The organism is Rhizobium sp. CF142 (genome assembly GCF_000281145.1).
Lineage (GTDB): Bacteria > Pseudomonadota > Alphaproteobacteria > Rhizobiales > Rhizobiaceae > Rhizobium.
The window spans coordinates 46,147-60,921 of sequence record NZ_AJWE01000093.1 but is presented as its reverse complement, the minus strand read 5'-3'; the positions used below and the strand labels follow the sequence as shown (position 1 = coordinate 60,921).

The following is a 14,775-nucleotide window of genomic DNA, read 5'->3' as shown; positions in this document are numbered from 1 at the left end:
ACCCATCATCGGGCGTCATGCCGACCTGATTGCAAAGCTGCCATATTTACATCAGAATATGCGTAAGTTCTGGGAGGAGCCTCAATGCACGAACAATCCGCGCATGCGGAGCATGTCTATACGTGCGCCCAGCAAAATTCCGCTGCGGCCAGCTCTCCAATCGTGGCTTCCTGGCGGCGCTGCATGACAATGTACCAACTTGCACCAGAAGATAAGCGCGCCCCGCTACGCCTCACCGAGCAGGAATTCGGCCTGGCGCGGGAGCAATCCGAACAGTTGATCGCTGACGCCCGGGAGGAACTCGACCGTCTCTTTGCAACCGTCGGCAAGGCCGGCTGCTGCCTGCTGCTGACGGATCGCAATGGCATTGCCCTGGAACGCCGCGGCGCCGCCGGCAATGACAAGGAATTCCACGATCTCGGTCTCTGGACCGGTTCCGTCTGGACCGAAGCCAGCATAGGCACCAACGGCATCGGCACGGCACTCGCCGATGACCGCGCCGTCGCCGTTTTCCGTGACCAGCATTTCTATTGCTCCAACATCAAGCTGAGCTGCACCACGGCGCCGATCCGCGATCATCGCGGTCTGCTGGCGGCTGCGCTGGACATTTCTACCTGCCGCGACGATGTCAATGAAATGACGCTGAGCATCCTCTCGCAGGCCGTGCGCGATGCGGCGATGCGCATCGAGCTCAATCTCTTCCGTTCCGCCTTTGTAGGTGCCCGCTTCGTCATGGTGCCGGCCGGCGTCAATTCCGCCAATGCGCTGCTCGCCGTCGACCGGCATGACCTCGTTCTCGGCGCTACGCGTGCCGCCCGCCTTGCCCTCAAGCTGGATGACAGACATATCGCAGCCGGCCTTCCCGCCTCCGACGCCCTGCATGAAGGCCGCGTTTCGCAGGAAGAAGAGATGGCCGAAGCCGAGAAGGCGGCGCTGCTGCGCGCGCTGTCACGCACGCACGGCAATGTCTCCCAGGCCGCCGCAGCCCTTGGCATCAGCCGTGCGACACTGCACCGGAAGATGAAGAAGCTGGACCTGCACTGACATCAGGCCAAAGGTTCAATCACGATTTCGTGGCACCACCGGAACCTGTCGCAACTCTGCGACACTGTGCGCTGCGGTATTGCGGGGCGACCCTGTTCCATCGGCCAAAAGCGACACAGATTTCCTCTCACTGGTTCGATCCGGAACCCGTTCATCAAGGGAGGATGACATGCTTCATCAGAAAATCGTCGAGTCGCCGTACAAGCTGAGATATGGCAACTATATCGGTGGCGAATGGCGCGAGCCGATCGGCGGCAAATATTTCGACAACGTCACGCCCGTCACCGGCGGCAAGCTCTGCGAAATCCCGCGCTCGGATGAAAAGGACATCAACGCGGCGCTCGATGCCGCCCATGCCGCGAAGGAAAAATGGGGCCGCACCTCCGCCACCGAGCGCTCCAACATCCTCATGAAGATCGCCCAGCGCATGGAAGACAAGCTGGAGCTTCTGGCCCAGGCCGAAACCTGGGACAACGGCAAGCCGATCCGCGAAACCATGGCGGCCGACATCCCGCTCGCCATCGACCACTTCCGCTATTTCGCTTCCTGCATCCGTGCCCAGGAAGGCACTATCGGCGAAATCGACCATGACACGGTCGCCTACCACTTCCATGAACCGCTCGGCGTCGTCGGCCAGATCATTCCCTGGAACTTCCCGATCCTGATGGCCACCTGGAAGCTGGCGCCGGCCCTTGCTGCCGGCAACTGCGTCGTCATCAAGCCGGCCGAACAGACGCCCGCCTCCCTGCTACTCTGGGCGGAAATCGTCGGCGATCTGCTGCCGCCCGGCGTGCTCAACATCGTCAACGGGTTTGGTCTCGAAGCCGGCAAGCCGCTCGCTTCCAGCCCGCGCATCGCCAAGATCGCCTTCACCGGCGAGACGACGACAGGCCGCCTCATCATGCAATATGCCAGCCAGAACCTCATTCCGGTCACGCTGGAACTCGGCGGCAAGTCACCCAACATCTTCTTTGCCGATGTGGCTGCCGAAGACGACGATTTCTTCGACAAGGCGCTCGAAGGTTTCGCCATGTTCGCCCTGAACCAGGGCGAAGTCTGCACCTGCCCGAGCCGCGCTCTGATCCAGGAATCGATCTATGACCGCTTCATGGAACGGGCCGTCAAACGCGTCGAAGCCATCACGCAGGGCAACCCGCTCGATCCGGCAACGATGATCGGCGCACAGGCCTCCACCGAGCAGATGGAAAAGATCCTCGCTTACCTCGATATCGGCAAGCAGGAAGGGGCTCAGGTGCTGGCCGGCGGCTCGCGCAACGATCTCGGCGGCGAATTGTCTGAGGGCTATTACATCAAGCCGACCATCTTCAAGGGCCACAACAAGATGCGTGTGTTCCAGGAAGAAATCTTCGGCCCGGTCGTCTCGGTCACCACCTTCAAGGATGAGAAGGAAGCGCTCGAGATCGCCAACGACACGCTCTATGGCCTCGGCGCCGGTGTCTGGACCCGCGATGGCAACCGCGCCTATCGCTTCGGCCGGGAAATCCAGGCCGGCCGGGTCTGGACCAATTGCTACCATGCCTACCCGGCCCATGCGGCCTTCGGCGGCTACAAGCAGTCCGGCATCGGCCGTGAAACGCACAAGATGATGCTCGACCACTATCAGCAGACCAAGAACATGCTGGTCAGCTACAGCCCGAAGAAACTCGGCTTCTTCTGAGAAGCAACCGATCGTGCTATTATCATGCCTCCTCCCTTCACGGGGAGGAGGCATTGTCTTGGAGGAGGCAATCATGGAACAAATGGTCAATGGCGAACCGCGCGTGCTCGCAACCGATGCAGCGCTCGACCTCATCAAGGAAATCCAGCGGGATTATCCTGAGATCCTCTTCCATCAGTCCGGCGGCTGCTGCGATGGCTCCTCGCCCATGTGTTACCCCACGGACGATTTCATTGTCGGCGACCAGGACGTCAAGCTTGGCGAAATCGGCGGCGTGCCCGTCTATATCAGCGCAAGCCAGTTCGAGGCCTGGAAGCATACGCAGCTCATCATCGACGTCGTGCCCGGCCGCGGCGGCATGTTTTCGCTCGATAACGGCCGCGAGAAACGCTTCCTCACCCGTTCGCGCATGTTCGGCGGCGAGGCTTGCGCCATTCCCGATGTCAGGGCCCGCGAGACGACCTGAACCCAAATCCGGTGTAGTATTCCCTTAGTACCCGCGGCCCGCGATCCTTTGTTAAAGTCCATCTGTTGGTTTTTACGGGAGGAAGAAATGCCAGCGTCCAAGATCCTGATGATTACAGGCGATTTCACAGAAGACTACGAGACAATGGTGCCGTTCCAGACGCTGCTTGCCTGCGGCTATACGGTCCATGCCGTCTGCCCCGGCAAGACTGCCGGCCAGACGGTCGCTACAGCCATTCATGATTTCGAAGGCGACCAGACCTATTCGGAAAAGCGCGGTCATAATTTCGCGCTGAATGCCACATTCGAAAGCATTCGCGCCGAGGATTACGATGCGCTCGTCATTCCCGGCGGCCGCGCGCCGGAATATCTGCGCCTCAACCCCGAGGTCATCAAGGCCGTCAGGCATTTCTTCGATGCCAACAAGCCGGTCGCCGCGATCTGCCACGGCGCACAACTTCTGGCAGCTGCCGGCGTGCTGAAGGGCCGCACCTGCTCGGCCTATCCCGCCTGCCGCCCGGAAGTCGAGCTTGCCGGTGGTACCTATGCCGACATCGCCATTACCGATGCCGTTTCCGACGGCAATCTTGTTACAGCACCGGCCTGGCCGGCCCATCCCTCGTGGCTGCGCCAGTTCATGACGGTGCTTGATGCGGCAACGACCCTGGAGACCAACGCCGCCTGAGCGGACTGGCGGGAGGAACGTGATGTGTGAACTGTTCATCAAGGCCGATGCGCGGCTCTGGGAAAGCACCACCCGGTCGCTGCGCATCGACGGCATGGTCACCAGCGTGCGGCTGGAGAATTTCTTCTGGTCGAAGCTGGAGGAAATTGCCACCCGCGACGGCATGAACGTGGTCCAGCTCATCACCAGGCTGCACCACGAGTCGATCGACGCCGGCCATGATCTCGGCAACTTCACCTCGTTCCTCCGCGTCTGCTGCGCCCGCTATCTGGATCTCCAGCTCGCCGGCGACATTCCCGCCGATCTATCGAGGCCGATTGCCGGCCTCAACGCCCCGGAAATTCTGGGGCGAGAGAAGCGGAAATATCATTGAATCGTCCCAAGCCTGAGGCGATGATTTTTAGATAGGCGGAATGCCCCTCTGCGTGAGACAATCGCTCGCAGCCGCCGCCAAGCCGCACCGCTCGGTTTGCCCACGCGGCGGAGAGAGCGGAGAGGAAAATGGCAGCGCGCTTAGTCTTGGTGCGAGGATACTCCGTGGCCGGTAGTGATCCCGATGACTGACAGTTCCGCATTGCGCACGACCAGTATGGCGGGCATCGTTCGCGAGGAATGGTTCTTTGGCGTGAGCGTCGCGACCAGCCTCGCCTTCCTTGCTTTTTCTGAGACGATCTTCGAGAAACTATCTCAACCCTTCTGGTTCACCCTTATTTTCTTGTGGCTTTTTGGCGTCGTGCTCGGGTCAGCCCTGTCGGTCGTTCGCCATGCCGAACATCTGGCAGAGCAGCTTCGGGAGCCCTACGGGACCCTCATCCTGACCCTTGCGATTACCTCGATCGAAGTGATGGCGATCTCGGCTGTCATGCTGCATGGGGAAAACAATCCGACGCTCGCCCGCGACACGCTCTTTGCCGTCGTCATGATCATCCTGAACGGCATGGTTGGCCTGTCGCTGCTCTTTGGCGCCTGGCGGCGGGAAGATCAGCAGCACAATCTGCATGGCGCCAATGCCTATCTCGGCGTCATCGTGCCGCTCGCGACCCTCAGCCTCGTCATGCCGACTTTTCTCGCCGGCCCGGATGGTCCGCACCCCTCGGCCCCGCGGCAAATGTTTCTCGGCATCGTCTCAATTGGTCTCTACACCATATTCCTGCTGCTGCAGACCGGCCGCCATCAGCGCTACTTCGCCGAAGACGGCAACCACCATGAACAGCACATCGTCAACATGCGGCACCATCGGGCGGTATGGCATCATGCCGTTCTGCTGCTTGCCTATATGGGACCGGTCGTCTTCCTGGTGGAACAGCTTGCCAAGCCAATCGACTACGTCATCGAAACCCTGCACGCGCCGACAGCCTTTGGAGGTGTGGTCATGGCGGTGCTTGTCGCGACACCCGAGGCGATCAGCGCCGTGCGCGCCTCCGTCGCCAACCATCTGCAGCGTTCCATCAACATCTTTCTCGGCTCGGTCCTGTCGACGATCGGCCTGACAGTGCCGGCCATGCTGGCAATCAGCCGCCTCTACGGGCACCCGGTCACGCTAGGGCTTCAAGGGCCGGATCTCGTCATGTTCGTGCTGACGATCGCCGTCAGTATCATTACCTTTTCAAGTGGCCGCACCAATCTCATGCAGGGTGCAGTTCACCTGATGCTGTTCGTGGCTTACGTGCTGCTCATCACCCAGCAGTGAATACAAATAGGTGCAGACTGAGCCGTTGCCGGGATTACGCGATCACCAATCGTTTAGGCACAGCTAAATTGCATGCCAGAAGCTATTGCAATTTTAGGCGACCCCGCGACATAGTACCATATGCCTGAAACACCCGGCGGCTTATGGGGGCCGCCGCGAAGGCACGCATGAAGACCGGGGCAAAATAGATCGTCGGGGCGGAAGCAATGCGTGGGGGATTGCATCGGGGTCTGCAGATTTTTGTAACGCTCATCGGCACGGCAGCGCTCTCTGCATGCGATGGAAGCAGCAATACCTACGTCCCGCCTCCGCCGCCAGCCGTTCGCGTCGCCCAGCCGGTCCAGGAGCCAATCACCCTCTATTTCGATCTGACCGGCAATACCGCACCGCTGAACTCGGTCGATATCGAAGCACGCGTCCAAGGCTATCTTCAATCGATCGACTATCAGGATGGCACGACGGTAACGAAGGGAACCAAGCTCTTCGGGATCGAGCGCGACACCTATCAGGCCCAGCTTGATCAGGCCAAGGCATCCCTCGCATCGCAACAGGCATCCCAGGTTGGTGCCAAGCAGGAGTACGATCGTCAGGTCAATCTGATGAAGCAGCAGGTCACGACGCAGACAGCCGTCGACAGCGCCAAGGCGACGCTCGACGAAGCCAATGCGCAAATCCTCAATGCCCAGGCCAATCTCGAACTCGCGACGATCAACCTCGGCTATACAGAAGTTATTGCGCCCTTCGACGGTACGGTGACCAACCACCTCGTCGATATCGGCACGTTGGTCGGCGTCTCAGGCCCGACCAAACTTGCAAGCATCGTTCAAACGGATCCGATCTACGCCTATTTCAACGTCAGCGAATCCCAGGTGCTGCTGATCAAGGATATGTTGAGAAAGCAGGGACGCACCTTCAAGCAGACGGACCTGCCGAGTATCCCCGCCGAACTCGGCCTGCAATCCGAGGAGGGTTATCCCCACAAGGGACATCTCGACTACGTCTCGCCGCAGCTCGATGCATCGACCGGCACGCTTCAGGTCCGGGCTCTGTTCGACAACAAGGACAAGGCCATGCTGCCCGGCCTCTTTGTGCGCGTTCGCGTGCCTATCGGCCACAATGAAAAGGCGCTGCTCGTACGCGACGATGCGATCGCCACCAACCAGCTCGGCAGCTACCTGCTTGTTCTCGGCAAAGATGACGCTGTCGAGCAGAAACAGGTCAAAACGGGCCAACGCGAAGGCGCGCTGCGCGTCATCGAATCCGGCCTCGATCCGGCTGACTGGGTTGTCATCCAAGGCATCCAGCAGGCGATACCCGGCAGCAAGGTTGCACCCGAGAAAATCGATATGAAAACGCAGCCGGCCGAAGCCGGCGCCGATGCAAAGGCCACGGCGACGACACAATAAATCCGCCACCACGCTTCATCTGAACGTCCAAGGACAACAGCATGATCTCGCGCTTCTTCATCGAACGGCCGGTGCTCGCCAATGTTCTAGCGTTGGTCTTTGTTCTCATTGGCGCGGTGGCTCTCTTCCAACTGCCTGTGGCGCAATATCCGAATGTCGTTCCGCCGACCGTGCAGGTGACGACGCGCTTCCCGGGCGCCAGCGCCAAGACGCTCGTCGATACGGTCGCCCTGCCGATCGAGCAGCAGGTCAACGGCGTGCAGGACATGCTCTACATGCAGTCCACCAGCGCAAGCGACGGCACCTACTCACTGACCGTGACCTTCGCCATCGGTACCGATCCCGATCAGGCACAGGTCCTGGTGCAAAACCGTGTTGCGATTGCCATGTCGTCGCTTCCGCAGTCGGTGCAGGTTCAGGGCGTCAGCACCCAGAAGAAATCCACTGCGATCCTCGGCTTCGTCAGCCTGACTTCGCCTGATAGCCGCTATGACAGCCTGTTCCTCTCCAACTACGCCGTCATCAACCTGCAGAACGAACTTGCCCGCCTGCCCGGCGTCGGCAATGTCACGGTCTTCGGCGCCGGCCAATATGCCATGCGCATCTGGATGGATCCGAACCTGCTGCAGGCCCGCGGGCTGACGCCGCAGGATATCGTCAATGTCGTGCAGCAACAGAGCCAGGAGGTCACGGCCGGCCAGATCGGCATTCCGCCGGTTCCCCAAGGGCAGACATTTCAATACACGCTCAACATCAATGGCCGGCTGAACGATGCGGTCGACTACGAGAACATCATCGTCAAGGTCGACGGTTCAGACGGCGGCCGGGTGACGCGCATTCGCGATATCGGCCGGGTTGAACTCGGTGCACAAACCTATAGCCAGACCTTCATGCAGAACGGCAGCCCGGCTGCCGGTATCGGTATCTCCCAATTGCCGGAAGCAAACGCCATTGCCGTGGCCCAGGCGGTCGATGCGAAGATGGCGGAACTGGCGAAGGCTTTCCCGCCGGGCCTCGAATATCACCTGCCCTTCGATACGACGAAATTCGTCAAGGCATCGATTAACGAAGTCTATGTTACGCTGATTGAGGCAGGCGTTCTCGTTCTCATCGTTATCCTCCTGTTTCTGCAGGACTGGCGAGCCATGCTCGTGCCGGCGACGACCGTTCCCGTCACCATCATCGGCGCCTTTGCGGCGATGGCAGCCATGGGCTTTACCGTCAACCTCTCCACCCTGTTTGCGATCGTTCTCGCGATCGGGATCGTCGTCGACGATGCAATCGTCATCGTCGAGGGGGTTGCGAGGCATATCGAGGCCGGCATGTCCGGCAGGCAGGCAGCCGAAAAGGCGATGGACGAACTGCTCGGCCCCGTCATCGGTATCACGCTGGTGCTGATGGCCGTCTTCATTCCGGCCGCCTTCCTGCCAGGGCTGACGGGCCAGCTTTACCGGCAATTCGCCCTCGTCATCGCAGCCACGGCGCTGATCAGCGCCATCAATGCTGTGACGCTGAAACCGACGCAATGCGCCCTATGGCTGCGCACGCCGGTACCTCCCGAACAACGCAACTTCATCTATCGCGGCTTCAACAAGATCTACGACTGGGGCGAACGCGGATACGTCCGGCTGATCGGCGCGATGACACGCCACGCCGCTGTTATGGTCGTTCTTGCGCTGGCCCTGATGGGCGTCGCCGTCTGGGGGCTGACGCGCGTACCGACTGCATTCCTGCCGATCGAGGACCAGGGCTACGTGCTGATTGGCGCACAGCTGCCGGATGGTGCCTCCAAGGAGCGCACCGACGCTGTCATGGCGGAGGTCGGCAAGATCGCCCAGGCGACACCGGGCGTCGATCAGGTCCTGACGATCAGTGGCATATCCGTTCTCGACAACAATGCCAGCCTACAGAATGCCGGCGTTGCTTATGTCGTGCTGAAGGACTGGGACGAAAGGCTAAAGGAAAAGGGCCAGGATCTCCTGTCCATCTACCAGCATCTGAACGGCGCGCTGCAAAACGTACTGGTCGCGAAAACCCTGGTCATCGTGCCACCCCCGATTCAGGGCGTCGGCAATGCCAGCGGCTTCACGATGCAGGTAGAGCTCAAGAATGGTGTTTCCGACTATGCACTGTTGCAGTCCCTTACCGATACGATCGTGAAAAACGGCGAAGCGCAGTCATCGCTGCAAAGGCTGAGCACGTCGTTTCGCTCGAATGTGCCGCAGTTTGAGGTCGTGGTCGACCGTATCAAGGCCGAGACGTTGGGCGTCACGGTCGGACAGGTTTTCTCCGCGCTGTCGGGCTACGTCGGATCGAGCTACGTGACACAGTTCAATAAGTTTGGCCGCACATTCCAGGTCTATGCCCAGGCATCTCCGGAATTTCGCGTCACTCCTGACGATATCCGCAATCTGGAGGTCAAGGCCGGCGATGGCACGATGGTGCCGCTTGGAACCGTTGTCGATATCAAGCCGATGCAAGGCCCCTCACTGATCAGCCTCTACAACCTCTACCCGTCAGCAACCATCGTTGGCGGACCTGCCGCTGGCTTCAGCTCCGGCCAGGCGCTCGATGTCATGGAACAGATCGCCGACCAGACCTTGCCGACAGGAACCGGTTATGAGTGGACGGCGCTCTCCTATCAGGAAAAGGCGGTCGGTGGACAGATCTACTATATCTTCGCGCTCGGCATGCTGCTCGTCTATTTCGTGCTTGCGGGCCAATATGAAAGCTGGATCCTGCCGCTTGCCGTGCTGCTGGCCGTCCCGCTTGCCCTGCTCGGTACGGTCGGCGCGCTGATGGCGGCCGGTGTTGCCAACAATCTCTACACCCAGATCGGCCTGATCCTTTTGATCGCGCTGGCATCGAAGAACGCCATCCTGATCGTCGAATATGCGCGTGAAAAGCGCGAGGAAGGCATGGAGATACTGGATGCCGCGGTAGAGGCGGCCCGCCTGCGCTTCCGCCCGATCCTCATGACATCCTTCGCCTTCATTCTCGGCGTCCTGCCGCTCGTCCTGGCAACAGGAGCCGGCGCATCCGCCCGCAAGTCGATCGGCATATCGGTCTTCAGCGGCATGATCGCATCGACCTGCCTTGCCGTGCTGTTCGTTCCATCCTTCTACGTTGTGCTGCAGCGCCTCGAAGAGTTCAGAATGCGCCGCAGCAAAGCACCTGCGGTCGCAGAGGCGGCAGAGATCAGGGTGCAATAGGCTGACCGACACCTATTGCACGATCACCTGCACATAGACGCCGCCGCTCTTGGCATAATACAAGCCACCGCAGCGGTAGTAATAGCCGCCATAATAAGGGCCGTAGATACAACCGGGAGGCAGAACGGCAATCGTCGTCGCCGTTCGCCGGACAACCCGGCGCGTCGTCCGGCGGGCAACGCCGGCATAGGAGAGCGGCGTTAGAGGCCGACCGATGACGGCACCCGCCGGTGTGGCAAAGCCGATCGACACTGGCAGCGAACCTTGCCCCTCTATACGAAAATCCGTGAAGGTCATCACACTAGCAAGGCAGAGGGCGAAAAAGAGCTTGCTGCGGGTCATTGCATATCTCCTGTAACGGCAGGCGCCGGAAGCTCATCGATCGATTGAAGTTCGCTCAGATCGACGGTCTTGGCATTGGCCGGGATATCGATGTCGTAGGACGTGGTGGCGACGTCCGCTCCGCTTTTGAAGTCACTGATCTCAAGCGTGTATTGTGGTGCCTGGACGACATGTTTACTGGTGATCACATAGCGCCGAGGTATCGGTTGCGGCCCCGTCTGTATCCAGATCTGCCAGTCGAGTCCCGGCGTACGGAAGGCCAGATATTCGCATTCCACACCGTCCACGAAGGCGCTCGAGATGTGTTTTGCCTCGGTCACATCGGTCATCAGGATATCGAAGACATGCGGTGAGAGAAGATCGGCGCCCGGTGCTTCCACGCCAGCATCGGCGAGCCTGTCGATCAGGTCATCGAGCGAGCCCTTACCGTCGATCTTCGCGTAGGCGTCGAGGTTCTTGCCATGCACGGTCAGCGTCGAACCGTCGAAACTGACATCGATATCGGCAAAGCCGCCGGTTCTCGTCACGCGCAGTTTGTCAGGCCGGGTAATATTGGCCGTACCCGAACTGACGAATTGCAGCTTCTCGAAGTCCGGCGTCACCGCCTCGAGTGATGACTGGTAGTTGAAGGATATCGTCTTCTGCGCCACCAGAAAATCGGACATGGCCTTCAGAAGGTCTTTTGCATCATCCGCCCATGCATGTGTCGGCAGAACGAGGCCGGCGGCGACGGTGAAATAGGCTAATATTCGTCTCAATCGCGATAGATGAGAAGTCGATGACATGACAACTGCCTTTCATTTGTGTCGTCGTTGAATTCATCGAATGCGGAGATTTCGGATCGTGCTGTAACGATCGCGGAATGGCTGTGAGGAACCATCAGGAGAACGCCTGACGGCTCAGGTATTCCCGGTGAAACCGGATACAAATTGGAAGGCCGCTATAGCCCCGAGGTCAGCACCCTGTGGCAGGCTGGCGATACGCGCTGCAGATTGTCCCGCAGGCACGAGATGACCCGCCCGCCGCCGATCGGCACCATTCGGCAAAAAGCCCGGAAGTCCGGCCCGCAGGTCTCGCGCACGATCATCATTTCCTCGCGCGGAGAAAAGACAGGCATGCCGGCGGGTCGGGTTGCCGGCGGTGCGGCAGCCGTTGCAGCACCTGCACCGGCTGCGGGCGCGCCTGCTGCACCGACGGCCGCAACGGCCTGCTGACAGGGCGCCGAGAGACGGGCACTATGCTGCTGCAGACAGGAGAGCGCCGCGGCACCTCCCGGGGACACGCCGGAGCATTGCGCCATGAAATCGGAGCGGCAGGCTGACTTAACGGCATCGCGCTGCGCCTCGGTCGGTTGAGCCGCCGTCTGAGCGCCAGCTGCCGGTGCCGGCGTCGTCGCCCCTGTCGTAACAGGCGCAGTTTGAGATGGCTCTGCAGATGTCGATTTCGGCTTGGCGGTGATCGCAGACACCGCTTTGCGGCAGGCGGCGGAAAGAGTGGAATCATGTTGCTGCAGGCAATTCAGCGCCTCCATGCCACCCGGCTGCACGCCGGAACATTGTGCGATGAAATCGGAACGGCAGGCTGCCCGAACCTCGTTGCGCTGCTCTTCGGTGGGTGTCTGGGCAACGGCAATCCCGGTAAGAAGAGTGACGGCGCAGAAGACGCTTGATATCGATAGCCCAAGCGGAAACCAACGCCCCCTGCGCCGTATTGCCGATCGAGAAGATGCATATTTTCGCATTGTTCCCTCCTGGAAAGTTCATCGATTTACTGCATGAAAACAAATACTCCGGCTGAACGAGACAGCAGGCCTGGAAAGACCAATAGAAATCTGTACGCGGAAACTTGAAGCACCACGCTAAATTACTTTAGCACATTCGAAATTTCGATAGTAGACGTGAATATTCGGACAAGGACTAGCCCACTATGCTTACGACGGACCGAAGCACCGGCGGTATTGGCGTTGGGATATTCTGGAGAGATGGAAGTGGGGAAGATTTTCGTTGCGGGATTTGGTTGATTTCCTGTGCCGCTTTTTGCGCTTTGCCTGTTTGCCGGCCTCCTTGGGGGTAGATCCTCGACTGGTTAGCAGCAACAAAAGAGCCCGCTTGTGTGCGGGCTTGGCTTGGTTTTGTGTTGCGTCCTTGCTGCGTTCGCTTGGGCTGACGCCTTCAGGTTATGGTGAGCATTGGGGAACGATGAGCTAGCGTCGGCGAGGGAAGGCGCGGCTTTTCCGCGAGCGGCAGACCTCTTGCAGCTAGACATCCAGATATTGTCACAGGGGAAGATGGAAGAGATTGGTTGCGGGGGCCTGATCACACAGAGGCTTGTAAAGTTTAAGCCTCACTCGGCTATGCCGTAATAATTTCCGCTCCGTCGAACAGAGCGCCTTGATACTAACATCGATGCGCGGCAAGCACGCCGCTGGTGGCGCGCCTTCTGGACTGTCGGGCTGCTGGCTTATCTTCTACATTTCTGGTGGGCGGTGTTCGGCAGCTTCCACGGAAGTTTCCAAGCGGTGATCGCGCGCCAAGGCCTCGTCGCCTTCAGTAATTTCACGGTGACCGGCCTGTGGCTCGCGGACGTGGTGGCTGCCTGGGCCCTGCAGCGCACTAACGAGGGTGGCCTCTTCGCACGTTGCGGATCGTCACTTGGTTGTTGGTCGTGACAAGCTTCCTCGCTGCCGCTGCAATCTTCCGGACAGGACCGGTGTGGTATCTTGGGTGGCTGCTTGCGGCTGCTATCGTTGCGGCACTTATGCTTCGCTGGTTTCGCGCTTCCCGCCGCCGTGAATTGGCGGCCTGGTACCGCTCGGATAGCCAGGACTTTCGAGTGGGCATCGCGCCGTCTTGTCCGGGTACCTCGTTGGGACGTCTACCCATGAATCTGGATACGTGCCTTTCAAGCATCTGTAGTCAGCCCCAAATACGGAAATACGGTCGCGCACCAAAAATACGCGGCGCACATGGAGATCATCTGTCTGTTGAACAAAGTTGGAGGCTGGCCCCGGTGGGAACCCTCGTTACTCCTATTTGGCAGGTCTCGGGCGTTGCCGGGCGATCTCACAATTTACGGCTTGAGGGTCACGCCGTTATTTAAGCAGGCCGTTACGGTGTCCTCCGAATAGGTGTAGCATTTGCCGGCCGCTCCAGCATCCTCAGTCTTGAACGTGGCCGCCGCTTTGCAAGCTGCCGGTAAATCCCCAGTGATAGCTAATATCTGTGGATACTGCGGACCTGCGGCTGTAGCGTCTCGAATTATACAAGTGCCAGATCCCAGCGCTCCGCGAAAAACCGAGTAATCTGCATGCGCCGAGGGAGCGAATGCCGCTAAACCAGCCGCTAGGCAAATGCAAAAATGAAATCGTCTTTTCATTGTATCTACCCCGATTAGCGTTCCAGGACGATCGATTTACCATAGGCACTCCAATGTCGTCGCGCTCAGGGTGTGCCGAACATCAGATTTTCGTAGTAATATTGAAAATTGTCGCCGTTCTTGCGGGCCTTGGCAGGGTCGCTTACAGCAAGGTTTTTGGCCGGCCCTGGCTGATAGACTTCGGGATGCAACGTCGCACCCGAACGATGCGACAGTTCATGCACAATCGTGCCCTGCTGGCTGTCCGTGCCCGCCTTAGGATGGGTAAAAAACTCCGGCGTAAAGAACATTGCACCCGGAGCGTCGGGGTGAACAGCGGCCATGTCACCTATATCCCACACCAACTCTGGAATACTGTTGTTCGGGCACCAGTATGTCGAGATCGAGGTCAACGTCAGCGCTGTTTCATAAACACCGCGCACTGACTGTATATCCGCAGGGGTGCCGACGCCGAACCACGCAACAAACCTGTTCTCGTCAGCGGCAGTGGGCGAACCGATTGACTTGATCGTCTTCAGCAGACCGCTCTTTGCTGCTTTGAGCGCCTCGTTCAGATCGGCGGTCTGCTGGCTCGAGCATGCTTTCTTTTGTTCGTCGATACCGGCCTGCGCAGTCGTGGCAGCGAGCAGCGCGCCTGTTGCGATAAAAACTTTTCGGAGCGAGTACCTCATTGCAACCTCCTTTGATCCATTTTCCAGCTTCACTGAAAACCCGTGCGCGGGTTTATTGGTCAGTCTTTCAGATGCCGCTTCAGGTTTCCGATGCCCTGACCGATGTCACCAAGCAGACCGGAGATGCGGCCGCGGCCGAATAGAAGCATGAGAATCCCCAGAACGATCAACCAATGCCAGATACTCAAACTACCCATCAAACTTTCC

At 59.4% G+C, this 14,775-nt stretch carries 12 protein-coding genes and 1 pseudogene; 8 read left to right on the top strand and 5 right to left on the bottom strand.

Translation table 11 applies throughout. The features are described from left to right. Window positions 1-84: 84 nt before the first annotated feature. The 8 genes from PMI11_RS19480 (at window position 85) to PMI11_RS19445 (ending at window position 10,180) form a co-directional block, all read left to right on the top strand. Window positions 85-1,044, top strand: a complete 960-nt coding sequence (locus tag PMI11_RS19480; protein WP_007820324.1) for a helix-turn-helix domain-containing protein — start codon at window positions 85-87, stop codon at window positions 1,042-1,044. A gap of 169 nt (window positions 1,045-1,213) precedes the next feature. Then, window positions 1,214-2,722, top strand: coding sequence for an aldehyde dehydrogenase (adh, locus tag PMI11_RS19475; RefSeq protein WP_007820322.1), 1,509 nt, complete (start codon window positions 1,214-1,216; stop codon window positions 2,720-2,722). A gap of 73 nt (window positions 2,723-2,795) precedes the next feature. Next, window positions 2,796-3,188, top strand: a complete 393-nt coding sequence (locus tag PMI11_RS19470; protein ID WP_007820320.1) for a DUF779 domain-containing protein — start codon at window positions 2,796-2,798, stop codon at window positions 3,186-3,188. 87 nt (window positions 3,189-3,275) lie between these two features. Further along, window positions 3,276-3,872 carry a DJ-1/PfpI family protein gene (locus PMI11_RS19465; protein ID WP_007820319.1) on the top strand — a complete coding sequence of 199 codons (597 nt, stop codon included), beginning with the start codon at window positions 3,276-3,278 and terminating at the stop codon, window positions 3,870-3,872. A 22-nt stretch (window positions 3,873-3,894) separates the two neighbouring features. Beyond that, window positions 3,895-4,245: a ribbon-helix-helix domain-containing protein gene (locus PMI11_RS19460; RefSeq protein WP_007820318.1), complete on the top strand. Its 351-nt coding sequence runs from the start codon at window positions 3,895-3,897 to the stop codon at window positions 4,243-4,245. Between the two features lie 183 nt (window positions 4,246-4,428). Continuing rightward, on the top strand, window positions 4,429-5,562 hold the full coding sequence (locus tag PMI11_RS19455; protein ID WP_037071709.1) for a calcium:proton antiporter: 1,134 nt from the start codon (window positions 4,429-4,431) through the stop codon (window positions 5,560-5,562). Between the two features lie 206 nt (window positions 5,563-5,768). After that, window positions 5,769-6,968: an efflux RND transporter periplasmic adaptor subunit gene (locus PMI11_RS19450; protein WP_007820316.1), complete on the top strand. Its 1,200-nt coding sequence runs from the start codon at window positions 5,769-5,771 to the stop codon at window positions 6,966-6,968. 41 nt (window positions 6,969-7,009) lie between these two features. Then, complete coding sequence (locus tag PMI11_RS19445; protein WP_007820314.1) at window positions 7,010-10,180, top strand: efflux RND transporter permease subunit; 3,171 nt, start codon at window positions 7,010-7,012, stop codon at window positions 10,178-10,180. A 12-nt stretch (window positions 10,181-10,192) separates the two neighbouring features. Here PMI11_RS19445 and PMI11_RS19440 read toward each other — a convergent pair whose 3' ends face one another. The 5 genes and pseudogenes from PMI11_RS19440 to PMI11_RS19420 form a co-directional block, all read right to left on the bottom strand. Next, entirely contained in the window at window positions 10,193-10,522 is a 330-nt protein-coding gene (locus PMI11_RS19440; RefSeq protein WP_007820312.1) for a hypothetical protein, read from the bottom strand. Further along, complete coding sequence (locus tag PMI11_RS19435; protein WP_007820310.1) at window positions 10,519-11,307, bottom strand: DUF2092 domain-containing protein; 789 nt, start codon at window positions 11,305-11,307, stop codon at window positions 10,519-10,521. Before PMI11_RS19435 ends, PMI11_RS19440 begins: the two co-directional genes overlap by 4 nt. 155 nt (window positions 11,308-11,462) lie before the next feature. Further along, the gene (locus PMI11_RS36665; RefSeq protein ID WP_007820308.1) at window positions 11,463-12,263 is read right to left on the bottom strand and encodes a hypothetical protein; all 801 of its coding nucleotides are present in this window, start codon (window positions 12,261-12,263) and stop codon (window positions 11,463-11,465) included. Window positions 12,264-13,962: 1,699 nt separating this feature from the next. Further along, a complete protein-coding gene (locus PMI11_RS19425) occupies window positions 13,963-14,568 on the bottom strand; it encodes a M35 family metallo-endopeptidase (RefSeq protein WP_007820306.1) in 606 nt (201 codons plus the stop codon). Window positions 14,569-14,630: 62 nt separating this feature from the next. After that, window positions 14,631-14,765 (bottom strand): annotated as a pseudogene (locus tag PMI11_RS19420) (twin-arginine translocase TatA/TatE family subunit); the annotation flags it as partial. Window positions 14,766-14,775 lie beyond the last annotated feature (10 nt).